The 23,381-nt window shown below is 47.7% G+C and carries 18 protein-coding genes and 3 tRNA genes; 19 read left to right on the top strand and 2 right to left on the bottom strand.

From position 1 onward, the window contains the following. The first annotated feature begins 202 nt into the window (after positions 1-202). The 3 genes from SGRA_RS05265 to SGRA_RS23925 all read left to right on the top strand — a co-directional run bounded on the left by SGRA_RS05265 (position 203) and on the right by SGRA_RS23925 (position 1,715). Positions 203-275 (top strand) — tRNA-Phe (locus SGRA_RS05265). 132 nt (positions 276-407) lie between these two features. Continuing rightward, positions 408-830 carry a transposase gene (locus SGRA_RS23930; RefSeq protein ID WP_014373333.1) on the top strand — a complete coding sequence of 141 codons (423 nt, stop codon included), beginning with the start codon at positions 408-410 and terminating at the stop codon, positions 828-830. 327 nt (positions 831-1,157) lie between these two features. After that, a complete protein-coding gene (locus SGRA_RS23925) occupies positions 1,158-1,715 on the top strand; it encodes an IS3 family transposase (protein WP_342626605.1) in 558 nt (185 codons plus the stop codon). Between the two features lie 134 nt (positions 1,716-1,849). On the opposite strand, the gene SGRA_RS05250 is transcribed toward SGRA_RS23925, so the two are convergent. Continuing rightward, positions 1,850-2,464, bottom strand: a complete 615-nt coding sequence (locus SGRA_RS05250; RefSeq protein WP_015691565.1) for a hypothetical protein — start codon at positions 2,462-2,464, stop codon at positions 1,850-1,852. 580 nt (positions 2,465-3,044) lie between these two features. Between SGRA_RS05250 and SGRA_RS05235 the strand changes: the two genes are divergently transcribed. The 14 genes from SGRA_RS05235 (at position 3,045) to sppA (ending at position 18,007) form a co-directional block, all read left to right on the top strand. Then, complete coding sequence (locus tag SGRA_RS05235) at positions 3,045-3,602, top strand: nucleotide exchange factor GrpE (RefSeq protein ID WP_015691562.1); 558 nt, start codon at positions 3,045-3,047, stop codon at positions 3,600-3,602. A gap of 18 nt (positions 3,603-3,620) precedes the next feature. Continuing rightward, entirely contained in the window at positions 3,621-4,799 is a 1,179-nt protein-coding gene (gene dnaJ / locus SGRA_RS05230; RefSeq protein ID WP_015691561.1) for a molecular chaperone DnaJ, read from the top strand. A gap of 80 nt (positions 4,800-4,879) precedes the next feature. Continuing rightward, positions 4,880-4,955, top strand: a tRNA-Pro gene (locus tag SGRA_RS05225). A gap of 538 nt (positions 4,956-5,493) precedes the next feature. After that, complete coding sequence (locus tag SGRA_RS05215) at positions 5,494-6,117, top strand: outer membrane beta-barrel protein (RefSeq protein ID WP_015691559.1); 624 nt, start codon at positions 5,494-5,496, stop codon at positions 6,115-6,117. A gap of 9 nt (positions 6,118-6,126) precedes the next feature. Next, positions 6,127-7,782 carry a capsule assembly Wzi family protein gene (locus SGRA_RS05210; RefSeq protein ID WP_015691558.1) on the top strand — a complete coding sequence of 552 codons (1,656 nt, stop codon included), beginning with the start codon at positions 6,127-6,129 and terminating at the stop codon, positions 7,780-7,782. Positions 7,783-8,097: 315 nt separating this feature from the next. Continuing rightward, positions 8,098-9,192: a 4-hydroxyphenylpyruvate dioxygenase gene (gene hppD, locus SGRA_RS05205; protein ID WP_015691557.1), complete on the top strand. Its 1,095-nt coding sequence runs from the start codon at positions 8,098-8,100 to the stop codon at positions 9,190-9,192. A 455-nt stretch (positions 9,193-9,647) separates the two neighbouring features. Then, a tRNA-Ser gene (locus SGRA_RS05200) sits at positions 9,648-9,734 on the top strand. Positions 9,735-9,880: 146 nt separating this feature from the next. Continuing rightward, on the top strand, positions 9,881-10,765 hold the full coding sequence (locus SGRA_RS05195) for a MotA/TolQ/ExbB proton channel family protein (RefSeq protein WP_015691555.1): 885 nt from the start codon (positions 9,881-9,883) through the stop codon (positions 10,763-10,765). A gap of 40 nt (positions 10,766-10,805) precedes the next feature. After that, a complete protein-coding gene (locus tag SGRA_RS05190) occupies positions 10,806-11,288 on the top strand; it encodes a hypothetical protein (RefSeq protein ID WP_015691554.1) in 483 nt (160 codons plus the stop codon). An 18-nt stretch (positions 11,289-11,306) separates the two neighbouring features. Next, positions 11,307-11,840, top strand: coding sequence for an ExbD/TolR family protein (locus tag SGRA_RS05185; protein ID WP_015691553.1), 534 nt, complete (start codon positions 11,307-11,309; stop codon positions 11,838-11,840). An 18-nt stretch (positions 11,841-11,858) separates the two neighbouring features. Continuing rightward, a complete protein-coding gene (locus SGRA_RS05180) occupies positions 11,859-12,326 on the top strand; it encodes an ExbD/TolR family protein (RefSeq protein WP_015691552.1) in 468 nt (155 codons plus the stop codon). Between the two features lie 116 nt (positions 12,327-12,442). Further along, complete coding sequence (locus SGRA_RS05175; RefSeq protein ID WP_015691551.1) at positions 12,443-14,848, top strand: YfhO family protein; 2,406 nt, start codon at positions 12,443-12,445, stop codon at positions 14,846-14,848. Between the two features lie 199 nt (positions 14,849-15,047). Then, a complete protein-coding gene (locus tag SGRA_RS05170) occupies positions 15,048-15,824 on the top strand; it encodes an enoyl-CoA hydratase/isomerase family protein (RefSeq protein ID WP_015691550.1) in 777 nt (258 codons plus the stop codon). Positions 15,825-16,192: 368 nt separating this feature from the next. After that, positions 16,193-18,007, top strand: coding sequence for a signal peptide peptidase SppA (gene sppA, locus SGRA_RS05160; protein ID WP_015691547.1), 1,815 nt, complete (start codon positions 16,193-16,195; stop codon positions 18,005-18,007). 136 nt (positions 18,008-18,143) lie between these two features. Here sppA and SGRA_RS05155 read toward each other — a convergent pair whose 3' ends face one another. Then, positions 18,144-19,127 (bottom strand): hypothetical protein, encoded by a 984-nt coding sequence (locus tag SGRA_RS05155; protein WP_015691546.1) that lies wholly within the window; start codon positions 19,125-19,127, stop codon positions 18,144-18,146. Between the two features lie 822 nt (positions 19,128-19,949). Here SGRA_RS05155 and SGRA_RS05150 point away from each other — a divergent pair. Together SGRA_RS05150 and SGRA_RS05145 are read left to right on the top strand one after the other, a co-directional pair. After that, positions 19,950-22,247, top strand: a complete 2,298-nt coding sequence (locus tag SGRA_RS05150; RefSeq protein ID WP_015691544.1) for a RelA/SpoT family protein — start codon at positions 19,950-19,952, stop codon at positions 22,245-22,247. A 3-nt stretch (positions 22,248-22,250) separates the two neighbouring features. Next, on the top strand, positions 22,251-23,381 hold the full coding sequence (locus SGRA_RS05145; RefSeq protein WP_015691543.1) for an aminotransferase class I/II-fold pyridoxal phosphate-dependent enzyme: 1,131 nt from the start codon (positions 22,251-22,253) through the stop codon (positions 23,379-23,381).

Below are 23,381 nucleotides of genomic sequence, written 5' to 3'. Positions count from 1 at the left end.
TTTTAAATTCTAAGGATGAGACCAAACATTTTTGGGCAAAAAAGGACTTGCGCAAATTTAATAAAAGGCCTCACTAATCTTAAATTTTTAAAAAACTTTAAGGCCAGGCTCTGAATTCACAAAAAAGTATAGTTTTTTTCAGAAAACCTTTGGAAGTTTAAAAAACTGCCTTATATTTGTGCCACGCAAAACAAAAACAGCTGGTTTCGTAGCTCAGCTGGTAGAGCATCGGACTGAAAATCCGTGTGTCGGCGGTTCGAGCCCGCCCGAAACCACTTTAACCTTCAAGCTTTTGGCTTGGAGGTTTTTTTTTGCCCAAAAAAAAGGCTAGCGATAAAAATCACTAGCCTTTTTCTACTTCAGTGTGTCTTGTCCTGATATACTGATACAACAAAAACAGAAGATAGATGGAAAATAAAGAAGGTCAGTATGTTAAGCGGACGCAAAAAGATTATACCTTAGCTTTTAAGCTCCAAGTTGTGTCGGAAGTAGAAAATGGCGAGATTGGATTAAGGGCGGCTCAACGGAAGTATGGGATACAAGGAGACAGTACAATTCGGACATGGATCGAGAAACATGGCCAATACGATAAAAGCTATAAATTAAGAAGTATGAAGAAGAGTCCAGAACAAGAATTGATGGAGTTGCGTCAGCAATTGAAGCTTTTAGAGAAGAAAAATCGTCGCTTGGAAAAGGAGCTAAATCAGGCAGATAAGAAGGCCTTGTTTTTTGATATGATGATAGATATAGCGGAAGAAGAGTTTGAAATTCCAATCAGAAAAAAGTCTTTACCCGAACAGTTGATAAATTCCAAAAAGAAGAAAAAATAAGCTTAAGTGGCTTATGTCGATTGGTCGGGATAAATCGTCAGCAGTACTATAGATCGAAGGCGAAACATAGATCTAATCAGGGTTTGGCAGAAAAAGTAGTTGCCTTAGTTCAAGAAGTACGGAACAAAATGCCTCGCTTAGGAGGCCGCAAATTGTACCATTTACTTCAATCTGAGTTGAAGGCTCTGCGAGTAGGCCGAGATAAGTTTTTTACTATTTTGCGGGCCAACAATCTGCTAGTTCGACCTCGAAAGAACTATCATACAACGACAAATTCCTTCCACCACTACAGAAAGCATAAGAACAAGATAGCTGATTTGAAAATTTATCGGCCAGAGCAAGTCTGGGGTTTCAGATATTACTTACATTGGAACGAGAGAAAATCCAATGTATTTAGCCTTGGTCACAGACGCTTATTCTAAGCAAATAATGGGATATGATGTCTCTGACAGCTTGAGCAGTATTGGCTCTATTCGAGCCTTAAAACAGGCTGCAAAGCGTCGTCTATATCCTAACGAAGAGCTGATTCATCATTCTGATCGGGGCATTCAGTACTGCTCAAATGATTATCAGCAAGTACTCAAAGAGCTAGGCATAAGTTGCTCTATGACTGAGTCTTATGACCCTTATGCAAATGCCGTAGCAGAGCGAATAAATGGAATATTAAAGCAAGAGTTTATTGCAGATTTTTTCCATTTAGGGCTAGATGCGATGAAGAAAATAGTGGCTCAAAGTATTGATATTTACAACCAAGCGCGGCCACATTGGTCTTGTCAATTTATGCCGCCTGCTGAAATGCACCAACAACAAGAGCTCGAATATAAGAGCTATAAAAAGAAAACAACTCTAGCCCAAGATCATCTTAAGCCAGAGTTGTTAAATTGACAACAAGTTATTTCCGTAAGATTTTTTGACCTTTTTGAAGGAGGTCAAAATCTTCCAGAATAACTTTTCACCCGTATTTAATCAGAATTTTATTGCTTTAAATTCTGTATCAGTTTTTCAGGACGGGACAGTGCCTATTTATGAGGGGCAGCGGGCTGATCTCCTTGCAAGCTTTGGCCAGCCTCGGCAAAGGCGGTAATTTTTTCCTGAATGGCAAAACCATCGGGACAGTTTTGTTTAAGTTGGGCGTTCATAATGGCTATTTTGCTTTCGCTAGCGGCTTTGGGGTCCATGTTTTCGCCCAAAATTTTGGCCATGGCCTCATCAATTAGGTTTTGATTGATGCTACTATCTGCCTGGCTGCCACATTCGCGATAGCCTTTCATCTTGCGCATATCGGGCATCAAGGGCCCCAGAACTTCCATTAGGCTAACGCCTCCTTTTTCTTTGGCTTCGGCAATAGCGGGCAGGGCCTTATCGGTAAAATTAGTGATGGCCTCGGCATGTTCTTGCAGGCAAGCGCAGGCCGTTTCATTGAGCTTGGCCATTTCGGCTTGGGCGGCGGGCTCCATCTTAGCCAATTGCTCTTCAGGGCTCAAGGGGCTAGGCGAGGCGCTGCTTCCTTCTTGGCTGCTATCGGCGGCTACGGTTGCTTCGCCCTCGCTTTGTTGAGGGGCATTATCTTGGCAAGAAAAAAGGAAAATACCAGAAAAGAGGGCCAAAAATAGCCCGATTTGAAATAAACGCATAGTTTGTTTTTTTTAAAATGAGTTGCTCACTCTTGATCTAAATAGGAGGGGACAAACTTAGGGCTTTAACAGGAATTGAAGAAGTTTTATTTGGGGCTGCCCCTGCGGCCTACGGCCTTGGGTCGGGCTGTGCCGGGCTCGCAGGTCTGCTCGGCCCTGCAGTTTTTTTCGCTTCGCTTCAAAAAACTTGGGTCTGGCCCTGCGGGCCCCCCTATCCATCCCTCAGCCGAGGCGCTTCGCGCCTTTGCGGCGGCTTTGCCGCCTGCTGGGCGCAGCTGGCTGCGCTCGTTCATGGCCTAGCGATGTGTAGGGGGGCGGCGAAGCCGCAGACCAAGGCCGTCAGGCCGCAGGGCCGAGCAGACCTGCGAGCCCCGAAACGTAGCGCCGCAGCTTTGCTGCGGAGGCCCCAAAAAAATCAACAAAAAAATAATGGCTCCCCCTCGGCCTGTCAGGCTAAACTGACAAACTGCCAAAAAGCAAGAAAAAACTGACAAGATGTCTTTATCTTGCGGCTGGCAAAAAACTTGACAAGGGCCAAAGTGAAATCGTTTAAACACCGTCATACTATATATATATTATCATGGAAGAAAAGAAGCAGGAGGAACAACTAGATCCTCAGGAGGAGCAACAGCAGCAAGAAGAGCAGTTGCAAGCAGATGCACAAACTCAGGAAGAGGAGACCGTGAAGGAAACGGCAGCTCCCAAAGACGAAAAAGAAAGATTGGCCCAAGAACTGGCCGAAATGAAGGATAAATACCTGCGTATTTATGCTGAATTTGACAACTTTAGAAAGCGCAATGCCAGAGAAAAACTGCAGCTGATCCAAACTGCTGCGGCCGATACGATTAAGTCGCTTTTGCCCGTACTCGATGATTTTGATCGGGCGGTAAAAGCTGGCCAAGAGCTAGATGATGGCATTATGCTCATCTATGAAAAAATGAAAAAAGCTTTGGCCCAAAAAGGATTGGAAGAAATGGAATCTACTGGCCAAGCCTTTGATCCCGATTTTCATGAGGCCCTCACCAAGGTACCCGCTCCCACAGAAGAGCTCAAGGGCAAGGTGATTGATACCGTGGAAAAAGGATACATTTTGAATGAAAAAATCATCCGCTACGCTAAGGTTGTAGTGGGCCAATAAAAAAGAAGATAAAGAGTCATGGCGCAGAAAAGAGATTATTATGAAGTGTTGGGCGTAGATCGGAATGTGGAAAAGGCGCAACTCAAAAAGGCCTACCGCAAGGTGGCCATGAAGTACCACCCAGACCGCAACCCCGATAACCCCGAGGCAGAAGAAAAATTTAAGGAGGCAGCCGAAGCCTATGAGGTGCTCAATGATGACCAAAAGCGGGCAGCTTATGACCGTTATGGGCATGCTGGCGTGAATCAGGGCGCTGGACCTGGCGGTGCAGGCGGCTTCTCTATGGAAGATATTTTCTCTCAGTTTAGCGACATCTTTGGTGGTGGCGGAGGAGGAGGTTTCGACTTCTTTGGTCAGCAGCAAGGGGGCCGTGGCCGTAGGGCTGCAGGTGGCCAAAAGGGCTCTAATCTTCGTATTCGGGTTGGCCTAACCTTAGAAGAAATTGCCAAGGGCGCCAAAAAGAAGATTAAGGTTAAGAAGTACGTCAATTGCGCTAGCTGTGGCGGTTCTGGAGCCAAAGATAGCAGTTCAATCAAGACCTGTGGTACTTGTAATGGCAGCGGCTATGTGCGTCGGGTGCAAAACACCTTTTTGGGCCAAATGCAAACCACCGTGGCTTGTCCCCAATGTAATGGCTCTGGAAAAAGCATTACGAGCAAATGCGGCAGCTGTGGAGGCGAGGGCCGTACTTATGGCGAAGAAACCCTAGAGATTGAGATCCCTGCTGGGGTATCGGAAGGCCTACAGCTTTCTATGCATGGCAAAGGAAATGCGGGCATGAATGGTGGTCCTGCGGGCGATCTGCTCATCAATATCCAAGAAAAGGAGCATGAGCTCTTTGCTCGAGATGGCAATAATATTCATTATGAGCTAGACGTCAACTTTGCTGATTTGGTCCTAGGTACCGCCGTGGAGGTCCCCACCCTAACGGGCAAGGTCAAGGTGACGCTACCTGCGGGCACCGAGGGCGGCAAGGTCTTCCGTCTAAGAGGCAAGGGCCTTCCTTCTCTAAGAGGATATGGCCAGGGCGATCAGCTCATTCATGTTAAGGTTTGGGTGCCTAAAAATGTGTCTTCGGATGAGCGCCGTGCTTTAGAAAAAATGCGCGACAGCAAAAATTTCATTCCCAATGCCAAGGAAAAAGGCGGTAGAAAGGGCTTTTTGGACCGTCTCCGAGATGTTTTTGGAGGAAATTAGAAAAAATAATCGCTAGAAGTTTGGATCTAAAAAATATTGCCCTATATTTGTGACCACAAACAACAACGCTACTAGCGAATCGGGATGTAGCTCAGTTGGTAGAGTACTCGTCTGGGGGGCGAGTGGTCGCTGGTTCAAGTCCAGTCATCCCGACCAAAAGCTGAATAACTTTAGAGTTATTCAGCTTTTTTTTTGTGTTTATTGGGATGCTTTGGGGCCTCCGCTGCGGCTTCGCCTTGCGGCGCTACGTTGCGGGGCTCGCAGGTCTGCTCGGCCCTTCGTCGCTCCGCTCCTCGGTCTGGCCTTCGGCCACCCCTCCACATCGCTAGGCCTGCGGCCCTTCGGGCCTGTAGGATGTATATATAGATCTGCAGCTTAAAACCCGCAGGACCTGAAAACAAAACCTAATTTGCTCAACCCTAAAAAAGCAGGGGCTTTTAAGCTCCTGCGGCGAGCAAGATGATGGCCCAACAAGATTGGCTGCGGCCTTTAGGCTGCAGCTAGCTTTATCCAAAGGCCCTCTTTAGAGGGCTGTCTGAAAAGCTAGCCTAGGGGCTTGTCCCTAGGCGCAGGAAAGGGCAGACCCAAAATTTTAAATAGTCCCAGCCAGAGTTTAAGGGATAAAAAACAGCCCCCGCCTTCCCAATCCCCTAAAAGCGCAGTATTTTGAGGCTTTCACGCTAAAATATTTACTATGCGACTTAATATCTTATGCTTTCTTGCCTTATGGATTGGAGCACTACAGCTTCAGGCCCAATCTTCAGATTATCAGAATCGCTTTTCGGCTAGTATTATTGCTGGAATAAATATGGCCCAAATAGATGGCGATGATGCCGCAGGCTATACCAAGCCCGGCCTAAATCTTGGCGCCAGAGGAACGGCCCGTTTGGCGCCCATTTGGGACCTAGGGGTAGAGATTCTTTTTTCTCAGCAAGGCAGCCAGTCTCCCTCTCTTCAGGGAGCGCCTCGCAATTTTTATCTACACCTTAATAATATAGAGGTGCCCGTCCTTATCTTACTCAAAGATTGGGAAATTTCCACAGAAGATGGCAAGGATAGCTACCACCGCATGCAGTTTGGGGCGGGGCTTTCCTATAATCGTATCCTCAATGCCACCGTAGAAGTAAATGGGCAGGATGATCCCGCAGTAATTGATAATTTTCGCAAGGATTATGTCATGATTGTGGCCGACCTGACCTTTTATTTTACCAAAAATTGGGGCCTCAATGTTCGCTGGCAAAGAGCCCCCATGAATATCCGAAAGGATACTTATTTCAATCCCTATATGTTTAGCCTGCGGGCTATCTTTACGCTCTAATTCGTTTTCATGAAAACGCTCATTTATTTTCTGCCCTTGCTGCTTTCGGCCAGTGTTTGGGCCCAAACTAGCCAATATAGCCCCCTGCAGGGCCCTGCTGATGATTATTTGGACCGAGCACAGACCCTTGCTCCACAATTAGAAGGCGCGCATACGAGCCTGCGGCCCTTTTTGCGCAGCGATCTGCGCAAGCTGGCCAGCCAAAGTCCAGACTCTAGCTATCTTTTAACCGATAATGCCCTTTGGGATAGCCTGGCCCCCGCGCCCAAAAGTTTTTGGTCGCATTTTTACAGACAAAAGGCCAATCTATATGCCTTGCAAACTGGCGATTTCTATTTTTCGGTCAATCCTTTATTGCATCTGCAAGCAGGAGGGGAGCGCCTAGAAGATGGAAGCCAAAACCTGCTTTTCCTCAACCGCAGAGGCTTGCGCCTAGAGGGGGATATTGCTAAACGTTTGTTTTTCTCGACAACCCTTACCGAAAATCAGGCAGCTTTTCCCCGCCATATCCAAAACCGAATTAGCCAGTTTGGGGCGGTGCCCAGAGCGGGCTTTTATAAGGTCTATGATAGCCAACTGACCGATGCCCCAGAAGATGGGGTAGATTATCTATTGGCCCAAGGACATATTGGCTTTCAGATTATGCCCTATATCTCGGCCCGCTTGGGCCATGGCCGCCATTTTATTGGCGATGGGCACCGCTCTTTGCTCTTGTCCGATTTCTCAAACAATTATTTTTATCTGCAATTAGATACTCGCATTTGGCGCTTTCATTACCGCAATATCTTTGCGGAATTGACGCAGGATCATGCACCCGTAGCCAATGGGCTCTATCCCAAAAAGTATTTGGCAGCGCATTATCTGGACCTCAAACTGAGCAAAAACCTACAAATTGGCTTGTTTGAGGCCATCGTTTTCGGTCGAGAGCAAGGTTTTGAATTGCAATATCTCAATCCCCTTATTTTTTATCGGGCAGTAGAGCAAGGCCTAGGCAGCCCAGATAATGCTATGCTGGGCCTAAATTTCCGCTGGGATTTTCTGCGGCGCTTTGCCTTTTATGGACAAGTGGTCATTGATGAGTTTGTGTTTTCAGAGGTCTTCCGTTCGCCCTCTGCGGCCAATGGCGGCTGGTGGGCCAACAAACAAGGCCTGCAATTGGGCCTCAAATACCGAAATGTAGCCAATATCAATCATCTAGATCTGCAATTGGAGTTTAATACGGTTCGTCCCTATACCTATACCTTTAGAGATAGCTCGGCTAGTTATACGCATTATAATCAGCCTTTGGCCCATCCGCTAGGGGCCAACTTTAGAGAGTTTTTGGCCATTATTCGCTATCAGCCAATGCCCAAACTACAGCTTCGGGCCCAATGTACCTATGCCTTTTATGGGCAGGATAGCAGCGGCAGCAATTGGGGCAGCAATATCCACCTTTCTTATATTACAAGAGAACAGGAGTATGGCAACCAAATAGGGCAGGGGCTGGCCACTCATTTATTGTATCTGGACCTATTGGGCAGTTATCAGCTGCGCCACAATTTATTTGTAGACCTGGGCCTATCTTTCCGCCAAGAAAAGATAACGGGCCTAATAGAAAGCCCGCAGGCGCTTTGGGGCCGCCTAGGCTTGCGTTGGAATATGCTAGAGCGAGGGCAAGATTTTTAGGTCCTACAGGCCCGAAGGGCCGCAGGCTGAGGGATGGAAAGTGGTGCGGCGAAGCCGCAGACCCAGGGGCTGAAGCGAAGCGAAAGCCCCGCAGGGCCGAGCAGACCTGCGAGCCACGACACAGCCCGACCCGGCCGATAATTCATGAGGGTTTTAACCCTCATTTTGTATAAGCTCGCAAAGCGATGCCGCTTTGCGCTGGGTTTTAACCCGGCGGAAGGGGCAGCCCCAAAAAACAGTAAAAAGCGCTAAAAATTCCTTAAGTTTAGGCGCTGAACAGCAAGATCATCTAAATACGTTAAAAAAAACAGTAACATGAACCAAGATGCAATGCCCCTATTGGGGACCGATCATGTGGAGTTTTATGTGGGAAATGCCAAGCAATCGGCCCACTATTATCAAACGGCTTTTGGCTATAAGTTGGTAGCTTATAGAGGTTTGGAGACTGGCGATAAGGAGCTTTGTACCTATGTATTGGAGCAGGGCAAAATCCGCTTGCTTTTAACTTCGGCTCTAGTGCCCGATCATCCCGTGGCGGAGCATGTGAAAAAGCATGGCGATGGGGTAAAAACCTTGGCCCTTTGGGTAGATGATGCAGAAAATGCCTATAAAGTGGCCCTAGAAAGAGGGGCAAAATCGGCTTTTGAGCCTAAAACCTTGAGCGATGAAGATGGAGAAGTGAAGCTGGCCGGTATTTATACTTATGGCGAAACCGTGCACACTTTTGTCGAGCGCAAAAATTATAAGGGCGCATTTATGCCGGGCTATATGGCCAAAGAAAGCCCTATGAAAATCCAGCCAGTTGGCCTAAAATATATTGACCATTGCGTGGGCAATGTCGGTTGGGGCGAGATGAATAAATGGGTAGAATACTACCAAAAAGTGATGGGCTTTAACCTCCTGATTACCTTTGATGATAATGATATTTCTACCGAATATACAGCCCTGATGAGCAAGGTGGTATCTAATGGAAACGGCTATGTGAAGTTTCCCATTAACGAACCCGCCGAAGGCCGTAAGAAGTCGCAAATTGAGGAGTATATTGACTTTTATCAGGGCGGCGGTGTACAACATATTGCCGTGGCTACCGATAATATCATCGAGACCGTTAGTCAGTTGAGAGCCAATGGGGTAGACTTCCTTTATGTGCCCGACAACTACTATGATACGGTCTTGGATCGGGTAGGCAAAATTGAAGAGGATTTGGAAGAGTTGAAAAAACTCAATATTTTGATCGACCGAGATGAAGATGGCTATTTGCTACAGATTTTTACCAAGCCGGTACAGGATCGCCCCACCGTTTTCTATGAAATCATTCAGCGTTGTGGCGCCCAATCTTTTGGCAAAGGAAACTTCAAGGCCTTGTTTGAAGCCATCGAGCGGGAGCAAGAGCTAAGAGGAACCCTTTAAGATGATGATTTGGAGTAGGTCGTTTTTGTTTTGGGGCTGCCCCTCCCTTTGGTCGGGTCGGGCTGTGTCAGGGCTCGCAAGTCTGCTCGGCCCTTCGCAAAACTTCGCTAGCGCTCGTTTTGCTTGGTCTGGCCTTCGGCCCCCCTTTTCCATCCCTCAGCCGTCGGGCCTTCGGCCCTCCCTAAACGCAAGGAGCTACTCCAAATCAGTTTTTTTAGAAAAAAAAGAGGGGGCGCACACCCCTTTTTGAAAAAGAGGCGTCTATAAAACAAATATTGGCCCAAAAGGCTAAGGATAAGAGGAAATTAGGCGGCTCCTGAAAATGAAGGAAATAAAGCAAAATGAAAGCTAAAAAAAGGCGCTTGTTAATTTAGGCTTAAAAAAAATTTTGTTTTATAACTTTATTTTACAAATTTTGTGCGGTTCCGAAAGCCCCGAGGGCAGAGGAAAGAACAGGAGAGGTGCCGGAGCGGTCGAACGGGCACGCCTGGAAAGCGTGTGTGCCTTTACGGGTACCGCGGGTTCGAATCCCGCTCTCTCCGCTAATTCCCGAGCGCCTGAAGTAATTTAGGCGCTCAAATTTTCAACTACACTTTAACTTTAAAGCTGCTTTCTAAGAAGTGATTTCTTGCTTCTTGGTAAAGACGAAAAGTAATTTTCCGAAAAACTGTTAAATCGCACATCTATTATGAAAAGATTGTTTGCTTTGTTGCTTGTGCTTGTTTTGGGAGCAACGATTTCAACCACGGCGCTTTATGCCCAAGATCCTCCCGCTGATAACGGCGAGCCTACTGAACAAGTAGAAGAAGGAACTGCAGAAGAGGGAACTGATCCCGCTGCTACTCCTGAAGAAACTCCAGAAGCCGCCCCTGAAGAAGAATCTGGCGCTGATGTAGAAACCGCAGATGCTGAAACAGAAAAAGTAACTTTCTACCAGCAAATTAAGAAATACTATATTGATGGAGGTTGGGAATTCATGACCTTCGTATTGGTTTGTTTGATCCTTGGTTTGGCTGTAGCTATTGAGCGTATCATCACGCTTAGCTTGGCCACTATTAACACCAAAAAGTTGTTGACCAAAATTGAGGACCATGTTCGCGCCAACGATATTTCTGGTGCTCACGAGCTTTGCAAAGCTACTCCTGGCCCCACCGCCGAAGTACTCGGAGAAGGCCTCCGCCGCGTAGATAACGGCCTAGACGCTGTAGAAAAAGCCATCGTTTCTAACGGTAGCGTACAAATGGGCCTTCTAGAAAAAGGTTTGGTTTGGTTGGCACTATTTATCGCTCTCGCTCCCATGTTGGGCTTTATGGGTACGGTAATCGGTATGATCTCGGCCTTTGATGCGATCGAAGCCGCCGGTGATATCCGCCCCTCTGATGTAGCAGGTGGTATTAAAGTAGCCCTTTTGACTACCGTATTCGGTCTGATCACAGCGATTATCCTTCAGATTTTCTACAACTTGATTACCAACAAAGTAGACTCTCTATCTAACAAAATGGAAGATGCTACAATCTCTATGATTGACATCCTCCTAGATAACGGCTATAACAATAATGGCAAAGAAGCCTAATTGATTTTCTCCATTCACATCCAAAAATCAGAAATGCCTTATGAACGGTGCATATCAGTTTTTGAAAAAGCATGGGGTGACAATTAGCTTCTCTTTAGGTGCCTTATTGTCTCTCATCTCTATCTTCGCAATCGTTGGAGGTTTTCCAGAGGAAGCAGATCGGCCTACGCTTTATGCTTCAGGAATCTTCAACCCTGCGCTAAATATTACTTATCTACTCATTTTTATTTGTACTATTGTCGCTATTGTAGGCCCCGTCCTTTACATGGCGTTCAATATCAAAGAATCAATCAAGTTCCTAGCTACCGCCGGAGCAATGTTGGTTGTTTTCTTTGTCACTAAAGCAATGGGTACTACTCCCACTGCCGAAGAATTGGTAGTCTTTCAAGGAAACCATAACCACCACCTAGAAGCTGGCGATGTCGCTTTTGTCGATGGCCTCCTCCTATTCGCTGTGGTCATGATTTTCCTCAGTATCGCTGCCTGGGTCTTCTCCGCAGTTTGGGATACCATTAAATCATAATCATAGAAATCAAGAATTATGGCTGAAAGACAAATCCCAGAAATCAACGCAGGCTCTATGGCCGATATCGCCTTCCTGCTTTTGGTTTTCTTCCTCGTTACTACGACTATTCAAACAGATTCTGGACTACAGGTAACCCTACCCCAATGGGTAGATGAACCCCCAGAACCTCAGGATAAAAACTCTCGTAACGTTCTAGAAGTGGTCATCAATGGGGCTAATCAGCTTGCTGTAGAAGGAGAGCCCGGCTTTCCCGTAGAAAGCCTTAAGGAAAAAGCTATCCGTTTTATCACCAACAATGGTTCTGACCCTACTATGTCAGATAACCCCAAAGCAGCAGTGATCTCGCTGCAAAATGATGATGGAACCGATTATGCTACCTACCTAGGGGTCTACAACGAACTACAAGCTGCCTATAATGCCATTTGGGAGTCAGAAGCCCAGCGCCGCTTTGGCCGCCCATACCAAACTCTCGAAAAAGAGGACCGTATGGCTATCCGTGAGGATTATCCCAAGTTCCTCTCTGAAGCGGAGCCCACTCGATTTGATTAAATCTTAAACCACTAGACCATGTCTAAATTTAAGAAGAATAAAAAGAAGGATGCCCCCGGTATCACCACCGCCTCTTTACCCGATATCGTTTTTATGTTGCTCTGTTTCTTTATGGTAGTAACAAAAATGCGTGATGCAGATGTAAAGGTGCGCGTCAGAATTCCTCAAGCTACTGAACTTCAAAAGCTAGAGAAGAAATCTATGGTGAGCCATATCTTCATCGGTCCTCCTTCTCCCGTTTATCAAGCTCAGTTTGGTTCGGCTCCTAAGATCCAACTTAACGATGCTTTTGCTACTCCTGATGATATCATGCAGTTTGTCAATGTAGAACGTTCGGCCATTAACCCCGAACGCCACAACGAAATGACTTGTGCCATGAAAATTGATGGGGAAGTGAAAATGGGACTCATCACCGATGTAAAAACAGAGCTGCGTAAAGCCAACTTCCGCCGAGTAAGCTATTTGGCCAACAAACGCTCTAACTAGTTATAACAAGCAATCTTTTCTATAGGCTCTTCTCTTGGCTGAGAAGGGCCTTTTTTTAGTCAATTTTAGCGCAACGGAAGCCCCTAGCATAATGGGCTTCCCTAATTCTTCGCCTTATGTCCTCTTCGCTTATTCCCCAAAAATGGCTGCCCCATAAAACCTATATCTTTTTGGGCCTGACGACTATCTTGCTTCTGCTGGCCTTTAGCGCTTTTCTCTTTGGCCCAGACCTCTTTCTCTTTAAAGATATTGGAAGCGATACGCTCAATGTGTTTTATCCCCAACTCCATCATGTAGCAGACTACCTCCAAAAAGAGGGACTCCCTACTTGGTCTTTCCAACAAGGAATGGGACAAAATATTCTCCCCCTTAGCCTAGGCGACCCCTTCCAATGGCCGCTCTATCTCCTCGGCCCAAAACAACTGGCCTATGGCATCGCTTGGATGGAAGCACTCAAGCTGCTTTTGGCGGCTTTCTTTTTCTTTCGCTTTTTAGGCTATAGACAGCTGGCGCCCCTGGCCCAAATGGCGGGGGGACTAGCCTTCGCTTTCTCTGGCTTTCTGCTCATTGGCGCAGGCTGGTATGTCTTCAGCACTCAAGCCGTTTTTATGGCGCTTTGCCTCTGGGGCTTTGAGCGCCTACTGGCCAAACAAAAAGGAGAGACTTTCGGCCTTTCGGTCTTTTTCTTGGCCCTCAATATGCCGGTAGATCTCTATATTATTGGCCTCTTTGTAGGCGTTTATAGCGTTTTTCGCCTCTTGGAGTTGGGGGAGAAAGATAAAAAAGCCATTATCCAACTCTACCTCTGGCTAATGATCTGGGGAGCGGTTGGCCTACTCATGAGCTCGGTCCTCCTAATTAGTACTATTGACCAAATTCTCAACAGCCCCCGTGTGGGCGGAGAATCCGCCTTTTTTGCCCAATTGATGCAGGAAGGCCTCGGCAGTACCCAAAAGGCAGAGGCCCTAACGATCCTTGGCCGACTCTTTTCTCCCAACTTTTTCTTTGGGGCTGCCTATGAGCAGTTGCCCAATGGCCAAAATGTTCTGGCCTATAAGGGTTGGAATAATTACCTAGAGGCCCCTAGTCTCTATATCGCTCTCCCTTTGCTCTTGCTTTTGCCCCAAGCGCTCTTTTTCCAAAAGGGCAAGCAACGCTACCTGAGCTTGGCCGCCTTGATTTTACTCTTGCTCCCGCTTTTTATTCCCTTTTTCCGATATAGCATTTGGCTGTACGCAGGAAATTATTACCGCATTTACTCGCTTTTTGTGGCCACGGGCTTGCTGCTTTTGGCCCTAAAGGGACTCTCTAAGCTGTTGCAGGGAGCCAAACCCAATATTTGGCTGCTCATTTTTAGCCTGGTCTTTTGGGCGGCTCTGCTCTATGTTCCTTTTCTATCGGCCAAAGAGGTAGAGGTCGATCAGCCTTTGCAGAATTTGCTCTTTATCTTTTTGCTGGGGAGCGCGCTAGCCATTGCGGCCCTAGCCGTTGAAAAATATCGCTTGCAGGCCTTTGGTTTTCTGGCCCTGCTCTTTTTGGCGGAGCTGATTTTCTCGGCTAAGCAGGTCTATAGCAGCGACCGCCAAATGATCAGCAAAGAAGAATGGTCCAAAAATATAGGCTACCAAGATGAGAGCATGACCGCTTTGGCCAAAATTGAAGCCCAAGACTCTGGCTTTTATCGCATAGAGAAGATGTATAGTTCTAGCCCCGCTATGCACAATGGCCTCAATGATGCCAAGGTCCAAAACTTCAAGGGCTCCTCCTCTTATCACTCTTTCAACCAAAAGAATTATATCCGCTTTTTGGCCAAAACTGCAGTGATTGATCCCCAGGACGAAAACCAAACCCGCTGGGCCCCCGGCATTCGCCAACGGCCCCTTTTGCAGGTCCTAGCTAGCAGCAAGTATTGGCTGGCTAAGGAACCCCTCAATCCTTTCTTTTATGTTTTGCAAGATAGTGTGGGGGCCGTCAAGATTTGGAAGAATAGTATGTTTCTTCCCCTAGGCTTCACTTACGATACAAAATGCTCGGAAAAGCAATGGGAGGCCCTGCCCAAGGATAATCAATCAATTAGACAACAGATGGCTTTGCTCAAAACTTTGGTGCTGGCCCAAGAGGATCTAGGGGCTTTTACTGCTCTGCAGGACAACCCCTTGAATAATCTCAACCCTCAGGCTTATGGCCCAAATGAGCTGGGCCAAGATGTCGCCAACCGAAGTCGCCAAGTCGTTCGCTGGAGCAAGTTGGGCCAAAAGCAGCTCCAAGGCGAAATAGCCTTAGAGCAGCCCGCAGCCCTCTTCCTCTCTATTCCCTTCGATCCAAATTGGCAACTTTTGGTCAATGGGGAGGCGCAGCCGATTTATCGGGCCCAACTGGGTTTTATGGCCCTTCCGCTGCCTGCAGGCCAGCACCAAATCGAATTGCAGTTTTCCCCCCCTTATTGGCAGCCCGCCCTCTTGGGGAGTTTGCTCGGCTTTCTTATCTTTGGGGGCTTGCTGTTCTGGCAAAGAAAGCGATAGCCTTCTGTTTGGGGCCTCCGCCTCGCTTCGCTCGTCGGCGCTACGTTCGGCAGCTCGCTATTCGCTCGGCCCTGCGGCGCTTTCAGCGCCTGGGTCTGCGGCTGCGCCGCACTGCCTACCATCGCTAGGCCGGCGGGCTGCGCCCGCCTCTAGACGCAGCACAATAGAAAAACATCCATTTGATCAATCAGATATCATTATGACTTATCAGAATCTTTTGGCCGTTGAAGAAAACGGCATCATTACACTAACTATCAATCGCCCTAAAGCGCTCAATGCCCTCAATCAACAAACTTTGAAGGAGCTCAAGCAGTTTTTTGGCCAAGATGCCCTAGCCGTAGAAGGCCTTAAAGGGGTGGTCCTTACTGGAGCAGGCCCCAAGTCTTTTGTGGCCGGTGCCGATATTAGCGAGTTTACTGGACTAGACGCTCAGGCTGGTTTGGAGATGGCCCAACATGGCCAAGATATTTTCTTTTTGATTGAAGAGTTTAAGGTTCCTGTTGTCGCTGCGATCAATGGTTTTGCCTTGGGCGGTGGCTGTGAGCTGGCCATGGCTTGCCACCTTCGTGTAGCTAGCGAGAAGGCCCGCTTTGGCCAACCCGAGGTAAATCTGGGCATTATCCCCGGCTATGGCGGAACCCAACGCTTGATCCAATACTTGGGCAAAACCAAAGCCATCGAATTACTCATGACCGGCGATATGATTAAGGCCGAAGAGGCTTACCGCCTCGGCTTGCTGAATTATGTCACGCCCGCAGGAGAGGAGGTCGCTAAGGCCAAAGAACTCCTAGAGAAGATTGCTACTAAAGCCCCTATCGCTATCCAAAAAGTGATCGAATGTGTCAATAGCCACTTTAGCAAGGGCGGCTTCGAGAAAGAAGTAATCGAGTTTGCCAATGCCGTGAATACCGAAGACTTTAAGGAAGGGGCCTCGGCTTTCTTGGAGAAACGTGCGCCCAATTTTAAAGGGCACTAAGTTTTGTCCGAAATATCTGTGGGGCTGTCGACTTTTAGGGGCAGCCCTTTTTTTGTCCCAAAAACTTTGACTATTTTCTCTAATGAATTGAGCAAGGCGGCCTTTTTGGTCCAAAGAGGCGGCGAAGCCGCCGATATGGCGGGCCCCAGCCCGCCATCTTAGCCAATAGCGCAAAGCGCTATGCCGCTTGGCTGCGGCTTTAGCCGCAGAGGCTGAGGGATGGGCAGCAGTGGCCGAAGGCCAGACCCAGCGGGCGCAGCCCGCGCAGGGCCGAGCGAACAGCGAGCTGCGAGACAGCCCGACCCGCCCGCAGGGCGGGGCAGCCCCAAATCATCAGAAAAAGAACATATCTAATAAATCAATCATCTATGAAGAATTTTATCCGTGAGTTTTTTGCTTCCTGCTTCGGGACCATTGTCGGTCTCTTTGGTTTGGGGGCTATTATTATGACTATTGTGCTGCTCAACCAGCCCGGCGATCCTGAGGTAGAGGAAAACAGCATCTTGAAGCTAGATTTTGGGGCCGCTGTTCCAGAATTGAGCAATAATTTGGACAAAAGTGGGGCCACCGACCTAGAAAGCCTCTTTGCCGAGAATGTAGGTCTAGCCGACCTTTTGCAGTTGATTGCCATGGCCAAGGAGGACCCCAATATCAAGGGGATTTACCTTTCTCCCAAGAGCAGCCCCGGTGGTTTTGCTAGCATGAAAAAGGTCCGCGAAGCCCTAGCCGATTTTCAGGCCTCAGGGAAGTTTGTCTTGGGTTATGCCAATAGCTATTCGCAGTCTACTTACTACCTAGCCTCTGCCGCAGATAAGTTGTATTTGCACCCTATGGGCGGTATTGATTTCATGGGCTTTGGGGGCCAAATTATGTACTATAAGGGCCTAATGGATAAGCTGGGTGTAAAAGCACAGATCTACTATGCAGGAAAATTTAAGAGCGCTACCGAGCCTTTCCGCAGAACGGATATGAGCGAGGCCAACCGCAAGCAAGTGCGGGAGTACCTCAATGGGGCCTATATGCAGTATTTGGAGGTCATTGGCGAGAGCCGTGGCATCTCTGCCGATAGTCTATACCAATTGGCCAATCAGGCTAAGATTCGCAATGCCAATGCGGCCCTACAATACGGTATGGTAGATGCCCTGAAGTATAAGGATGAAGTCATTAAGGAGTTGCGTGAGCTAGTCGGGATTCAGGATGACAAAAAGGCCAAACTGAAGTTTGTGGGGCTTTCTGGCTACTATGATGTGAAGAAAAAGGCCTTGCGGGAACGCTCTGCGGGCTCGGATAAGGTAGCCGTCATCTTTGCAGAAGGAAGCATCGTTGATGGCGAAGGCGATCGCGGGAGTATTGGGGGCGAGTTCTATGCTCGCACCATCCGCGAAATCCGTGAAGATGATAAGGTGAAAGCCATTGTTTTGCGAGTAAATTCTGGTGGGGGCTCTGCCTTTGCCTCTGAGGTCATCTGGAGAGAAATTGAGTTGGCCAAAGAACAGGGCATTAAGGTAGTGACCTCTATGGGAGATGTAGCGGCTTCGGGCGGCTATTATATTGCTTCTAACTCGGATAAAATCTTTGCCGAAAGCAATACCATTACGGGTTCAATTGGGGTATTCGGTATGATCCCCAATATGCGCGGCCTCTATGAAGAGAAATTGGGCTTGAGCATGGATACTGTAAAAACGGGCAAGTTCTCAATCATGAGTCGGGATATGGGCCAATATTACGCCTTCAATGAAGAGGAGGGGGCCATCATTACCCAATCTATTGAGGAGATTTACGACTTGTTCAAAAACCGAGTGAGCGAGGGCCGTGGCCTCAAGCGCGCCCATGTAGATAGCATTGCTCAGGGCCGTGTATGGCTGGGCACTGCCGCTCTAGAAATTGGATTGGTCGATAGCCTTGCGGGCCTAGATGCCGCTATTACAGAAGCTGCCGCCTTGGCCAATTTGGGCGAAAGCTATGATGCCGTGCATTACCCCAAGATCAAAAACTTTGAAGAAGAGCTGATGGAAAGCTTGACAGGAGGCAAAAAAGTTGATTTCTCGCCCAGCGAATGGCAGAAAAATCAATTGCTTCAAGATCTAGATCCCGAGCTTTTGATCTGGATGAAGCAGGTGAAAGACTTGCGAAGCATGCAAGGACCACAAATGCGCCTGCCTTTTGAATTAAAGCTAGATTAAGGCAATAGGACCATAATAAGTAGCGGCCTAGGAGAATTTCTCCTAGGCCGCTTTCTTTTTGGGCCAGCTCTTGGGCCAAAGACCCAAACAAAGAAAAAGCCATCCATAGTCTTGGATGGCTGTTCTGTTGCTAAGTCTAGCTAGGCAGTAGCTCAATCTCGACAAGGCTGTCTTGGCGGCTAGGATTCTCTAGCACAATAAGACGATGGCCAAGCGGGACAATCACTTCAACGCTTTGGTTGGGCTGCAACTCATACTGTTGGCCTGGGCTATCGCTAGAATTAACCAAGAAGTAGTACAAGACGGGCTCTCCGCTAATATGCTGCAAACGCAAGCGCTCGCCACCAATAAGTAGGCCCTCTAGTTGCTGCTGGCTGCTGCCAGGACTTAGGGCCACTTCAAAGTTGCTAAAGTTGTCGTTTTCTTCTTCTTGCTCTGGGCTGCTATTTCGGCTGCGGCGGAAATACTTGAGCTCATAAAAGTTATCTACCCGCTTGGGCGTACGATAATAATGGGCCAATAGGCGAGCAAAAGCACCATAAAGTATAATAGCGAGCTCTTCACGCTTGGCTTCCAAATCATCTACATTGTCATCGTTATTACCTTCTACTCCCTGCTGCTGGCCACGAAGATCATCTAGCTGCTGGCCAAAGGCAAGTACACGAGCCCCCAAGCCCTGAAGCTGCGGATCGGCGCTCAACAAATCTCCCAAGGTCATGACTGCCTCAATGCGCATATCATAGGTCCCTTTTTGGAAGGGCTCTCGTCCGTAGGGAAGAAATAGACGGTAATCATTGGTAACAATATCATAGGTCATCTGAATTTCAACATCCCAGCGGCGAATTTCAACGCCAGACAATTGAGCAATCAGGGACTTAAATGTTGCTGTTTTCTGCTGATAGTCTCTTCTCTCTACCGTATTCTTACGATACTGAAGAAGAAAGTCCTCATAGGCAGGAAGAATAAAGTTCAAGATGTCTTGAATGACAGGATCGCTGCTCGCTTTTTCTGTCAATTTGTGAACATGATCCTTCGCTAAAAGGTACATCTTCTTTTTGTTTTCTTTGGTGGTCGTATAGACGAAGTTTTCCGTCTTGATCCAGCCAGTAGTTTCTACCATTGGATTGCGTTTATTAGTTTACTAATTAGTTGACGTTATAAATATAGGTAAACGATTTTATAAGGTCAAGTCTTTTGCAGAAAAAAACACAACTTTTTTAACTTTTGTTGTTTACGTAGAAAAATTAAGGCTGTTTTTGTGGTCGTTACGGAAGTGTAGACTATAGATAATGATCTAAGGATCCAGATGGCTGTGGGGAATCCCCACGGCTAAATGTAACGATCCAGATGGCTGTGGGGAATCCCCACGGCTAAATGTAACAATCCAGATGGCTGTGGGGAATCCCCACGGTTAAATGTAACAATCCAGATGGCTGTGGGGAATCCCCACGGTTAAATGTAACGATCCAGATGGCTGTGGGGAATCCCCACGGTTAAATGTAACGATCCAGATGGCTGTGGGGAATCCCCACGGTTAAATGTAACAATCCAGATGGCTGTGGGGAATCCCCACGGTTAAATGTAACAATCCAGAGGCCTCTGGCGCCTTGTTTTTAGCCTAAGGGATGCTAGTCCGCTGATAAAAAGAGCTTTCTGCTTTATTCATCAATTGACTTAGGGGCAAAAAAGCAGTGCTTCCTATTTCTTTTATACATATAATATATAGTGATGCAGACAATAGCTTAAAAAAGTTTGGAAAAGCAAGGGCTTCTCTCTAAATTTCTTTTTTGTTGTTGTGCTCTGCTTAGCCTATGGGCTAGGGCAGGGGCATTTTTTTCTGTAATAGAATGATTTTCTATTAAAAGAAGAAAGCAAAAGAGCAAGCGGTGGCCGAGGATCAAATTTTTGGATGAGTAGGGCCCTGTATAAAAAGAATAAGACTATGGTAGACTATATAGAAGAAAAGCTGGCGCCTTTAAATTTGCCAGACCCAACCACCGATCTCAATGCCGATGAAGAAAAAGAAGTCTATGCGGCCTTTGAGCATTTGTTAGGCAGCCTGCGGATGGATTATCCGCCAGAGGAAGAAAGAGAAATGCGTCTGGCTTTTACTTTAGCTTTTCGGGCGCATGCGGGCCAAAGACGAAAGTCAGGAGAGCCTTATATTCTGCATCCCATAGAGGTAGCCCGTATTTGTGCCGATGAGTTAGGCTTGGCCCCTCGCTCTATCAAAGCGGCCCTTATGCATGATGTGGTAGAAGATACGGAGGTTAATTTAGCCCAAATTCGGTTATTGTTTGGCCAAAAGGTAAGTTCTATTGTAGATGGCCTGACTAAGTTTTCGGGTATTGCCAATGCCAATAATGTACAGGGCGATAAGATGAGTAGCCCACAGGCCGAAAACTTTAAAAAGATCCTCTTGACCATTGCCAAGGATGTGCGGGTGGTGCTCATTAAGATGGCGGACCGCCTACATAATATGCGGACCCTAGGCTCTATGCCTCATCATAAGCAGCTAAAGATTGCTTCAGAAACCTCTTATATCTATGCGCCTTTGGCCCACCGTCTGGGTTTCTACTCCATAAAGACGGAAATGGAAGATTTGGTCATGAAGATCATCGAGCCTACAGAGTACCAAGACATTGTCAAGAAATTACAAGAAACGAAGGACGAGCGAGAGGCTTATATTGAAGATTTTATTGCTCCCGTGCGCAAGGCTGTAGAAGCTGCAGGCTATAAGGCCCGCATCTTTGGCCGAGCCAAATCCATTTCTTCCATTAACAACAAACTCAAGAAGAAGCAACTGGCCTTTGAGGAGATATATGATTTCTTTGCTATTCGGATTGTTTTAGATTTACCCATTGAAAGAGAAAAGGCCGCCTGTTGGAATGTCTATTCTATCATTACCGATTACTATACCCCCGTGCCCGAACGCCTAAAAGATTGGGTATCTATGCCAAAGACCAATGGCTATGAATCTTTGCATACGACAGTTATGGGGCCCAAGGGCCGCTTTGTCGAGGTGCAAATTCGCTCGGAGCGCATGGATGAAATTGCCGAAATGGGCTTTGCGGCACACTGGAAATACAAGGGCGTTAAATCCAGCCAAAGCAGTACCTTTGAACGCTGGCTGACCAAAGCCCGAGAAATGTTAGAGAATCCAGAAACCAATGCCATTGAGTTTCTAAACAGCTTTAAGTCAAACCTTTTTGCCGAGGAGGTTTATGTATTTACGCCCAAGGGAGACCTCCGCTTTTTCCCTAAAGGAGCCACGGCCCTAGATTTTGCCTTTGATATTCACTCGGAGGTGGGCTATCATTGTAAGGCGGTCAAGGTGGCCGAAAAGATTGTTCCTCTTAGCTATCGCCTCCGAAATGGCGACCAATTGAGGGTGGTGACCAGTCCCAACCAAAAGCCCTCAAAGGGTTGGTTGAAGATGGTGGAGACTGGACGGGCTCGACATAAGATCCGTCAGGCGCTCCGTGAGGAGCGTATGAAGTTGGGCGCCCTGGGCAAAGAAACCCTAGAGCGCAAACTAAAAACCCTCAAGCTAGATGCCGATGAGAATATAGACGTACTGGTCAAATACTATGGCCTAGAGAATCGCCCCGCTCTTTATTATGGGATTTATCAGGGGCAGTACAACTTAAATGAGATTAAGCTCTTGCGGCAGGAGCAGGGAAAGCTGTTCCCAGAGTTGGCCGATACGCCTAAGGAGGAAATTGCACAGATAGAAAAGCCCAAGGGCCCCAAATTACGTCCCTTGGCCAGTCGCAAGCAGTTTAAGAAGCCCAAATTGATGGTAGATGGCGAAGATGCCAGCAATTATACCTACTCCTTGGCCACCTGCTGCAATCCCGTTATGGGCGATGATATTTTTGCTTATGTGACCTCTAAGCATGGCTTAAAAATTCATCGGACCACCTGCCCCAATGCCGAGCATATGCAGGCCACTTATGGCTATCGGATAAAAAAGGCGGAATGGGTAGAGTCTGGCGAAACCTCTTTTGTGGCCGATCTCTTGATTACGGGCATGGATGATATGGGGGTGGTGCAGCAGTTGTCTAACATCATTACCAATGAGTTGGGCGTCAATATGCGTTCATTTTCTATGGAGGGCCTAGAGGGTCATTTTGAAGGACGGATTAGTTTGATGGTGCAAAATAAGGACCAGCTCAAGCAGATTATTATGTCGATTAAGAACTTGGATGCGGTCAATACGGTAGCCAGAATTGAGTAAGTCATGAAGCATGAAGAACGGCTGCAAGAGCGTCTTGCGGCCTATGCGAAGCGGGGGATGCAACGCAGTTTGCGCCATCGGCCAGAGCTCATTAGCTTTAGCTCGAATGACTATTTGGGCTTGGCTAGGAATCGGGAGCTCCTTTTGCAGTTGGGGCAAGAAAAATATGAGCAAATGGGGGCCACGGGTTCCCGCTTGCTTTCGGGCCATCATCCTGCTATGCTGGAGTTGGAGCAGCAGTTGGCCCAATTCCATGAGGCGGAAACGGCTTTGCTGTTTAACACGGGTTATCTGGGCAATTTGGGCTTGGTTTCGGCCCTTTTGCAGCGGGGCGATACCTTATATTATGATGCCTTGGCCCATGCGAGTTTGCATGATGCCCTAAAGCTGGCCAAGGGGCAGGCTTTTGCCTTTGCGCACAATGATTTGCAGGATTTGGAGAGGCAGTTGGCGCTTGCGCCCAAGGGGCTGCGCTACATTTGGGTGGAGTCGCTTTATTCCATGGATGGCGATCGGGCGCCTTTGGGGGCCTTGGCCGATTTGGCGGAGCGTTATGGGGCGGCCCTTTTGGTCGATGAGGCGCATGCGACGGCCTGTTTTGGTCCAAATGGGGGCGGTTTGGTTCAGGAATTAGGCCTGAGCCAGCGCATTTTTGCCCGTCTGCATACCTTTGGCAAGGCGGTGGGCAGCCATGGGGCGGTGATTTTGGGCAGCTCGACCCTGCGGCAGTATCTCATCAATTTTGCCCGTCCTTTGATCTATAGTACGGCCATGTCATTGCCTCAGATTGGGCATTTGCGCTTGGTTTATCGCTATTTGGAGCGGGAGGGGGCGCGGCTGCGGGCCGAACTGCAGCAGCGTTTAGCCCATTATTTGGCCTTAAGGGAAAAACTGGCCCTTTCGACTATTTTGACGGCCAATCAGGGACCGATTCAGGCTATTTTTTGGCCAGGAAATCGGGAGGTTTTGGCCCTTTCGGAGCATTTGGAGGGGCAGGGTTTTGATTTGCGTCCCATTCGATACCCTACGGTGCCTAGGGGGCAGGAGCGCCTGCGCATTTGCCTGCGGGCGGATATGGATTTGGGGGATATTTCGGCTTTGTTGGAGGCGCTGGGGGCTTATGTTGGGCGCTAG

This window comes from Saprospira grandis str. Lewin, from assembly GCF_000250635.1.
Taxonomy (GTDB): Bacteria; Bacteroidota; Bacteroidia; order Chitinophagales; family Saprospiraceae; genus Saprospira; species Saprospira grandis.
Note: the sequence above shows the minus strand (reverse complement) of the source record. Positions and strands in the feature narration are given on the sequence as shown.

What these genes read in the sequence shown, in the direction of transcription:
- SGRA_RS05185 (WP_015691553.1), top strand. Translation starts at nt 11,307, where the DNA reads ATGGCTGAAAGACAAATCCCAGAAATCAACGCAGGCTCTATGGCCGAT.
- SGRA_RS05180 (WP_015691552.1), top strand. Translation starts at nt 11,859, where the DNA reads ATGTCTAAATTTAAGAAGAATAAAAAGAAGGATGCCCCCGGTATCACC.
- SGRA_RS05195 (WP_015691555.1), top strand. Translation starts at nt 9,881, where the DNA reads ATGAAAAGATTGTTTGCTTTGTTGCTTGTGCTTGTTTTGGGAGCAACG.
- SGRA_RS05250 (WP_015691565.1), bottom strand. Translation starts at nt 2,464, where the DNA reads ATGCGTTTATTTCAAATCGGGCTATTTTTGGCCCTCTTTTCTGGTATT.
- SGRA_RS05175 (WP_015691551.1), top strand. Translation starts at nt 12,443, where the DNA reads ATGTCCTCTTCGCTTATTCCCCAAAAATGGCTGCCCCATAAAACCTAT.
- SGRA_RS05145 (WP_015691543.1), top strand. Translation starts at nt 22,251, where the DNA reads ATGAAGCATGAAGAACGGCTGCAAGAGCGTCTTGCGGCCTATGCGAAG.
- SGRA_RS05155 (WP_015691546.1), bottom strand. Translation starts at nt 19,127, where the DNA reads ATGGTAGAAACTACTGGCTGGATCAAGACGGAAAACTTCGTCTATACG.
- SGRA_RS05210 (WP_015691558.1), top strand. Translation starts at nt 6,127, where the DNA reads ATGAAAACGCTCATTTATTTTCTGCCCTTGCTGCTTTCGGCCAGTGTT.
- SGRA_RS05215 (WP_015691559.1), top strand. Translation starts at nt 5,494, where the DNA reads ATGCGACTTAATATCTTATGCTTTCTTGCCTTATGGATTGGAGCACTA.
- SGRA_RS05235 (WP_015691562.1), top strand. Translation starts at nt 3,045, where the DNA reads ATGGAAGAAAAGAAGCAGGAGGAACAACTAGATCCTCAGGAGGAGCAA.
- SGRA_RS23930 (WP_014373333.1), top strand. Translation starts at nt 408, where the DNA reads ATGGAAAATAAAGAAGGTCAGTATGTTAAGCGGACGCAAAAAGATTAT.
- sppA (WP_015691547.1), top strand. Translation starts at nt 16,193, where the DNA reads ATGAAGAATTTTATCCGTGAGTTTTTTGCTTCCTGCTTCGGGACCATT.
- hppD (WP_015691557.1), top strand. Translation starts at nt 8,098, where the DNA reads ATGAACCAAGATGCAATGCCCCTATTGGGGACCGATCATGTGGAGTTT.
- SGRA_RS05170 (WP_015691550.1), top strand. Translation starts at nt 15,048, where the DNA reads ATGACTTATCAGAATCTTTTGGCCGTTGAAGAAAACGGCATCATTACA.
- dnaJ (WP_015691561.1), top strand. Translation starts at nt 3,621, where the DNA reads ATGGCGCAGAAAAGAGATTATTATGAAGTGTTGGGCGTAGATCGGAAT.
- SGRA_RS05190 (WP_015691554.1), top strand. Translation starts at nt 10,806, where the DNA reads ATGAACGGTGCATATCAGTTTTTGAAAAAGCATGGGGTGACAATTAGC.
- SGRA_RS05150 (WP_015691544.1), top strand. Translation starts at nt 19,950, where the DNA reads ATGGTAGACTATATAGAAGAAAAGCTGGCGCCTTTAAATTTGCCAGAC.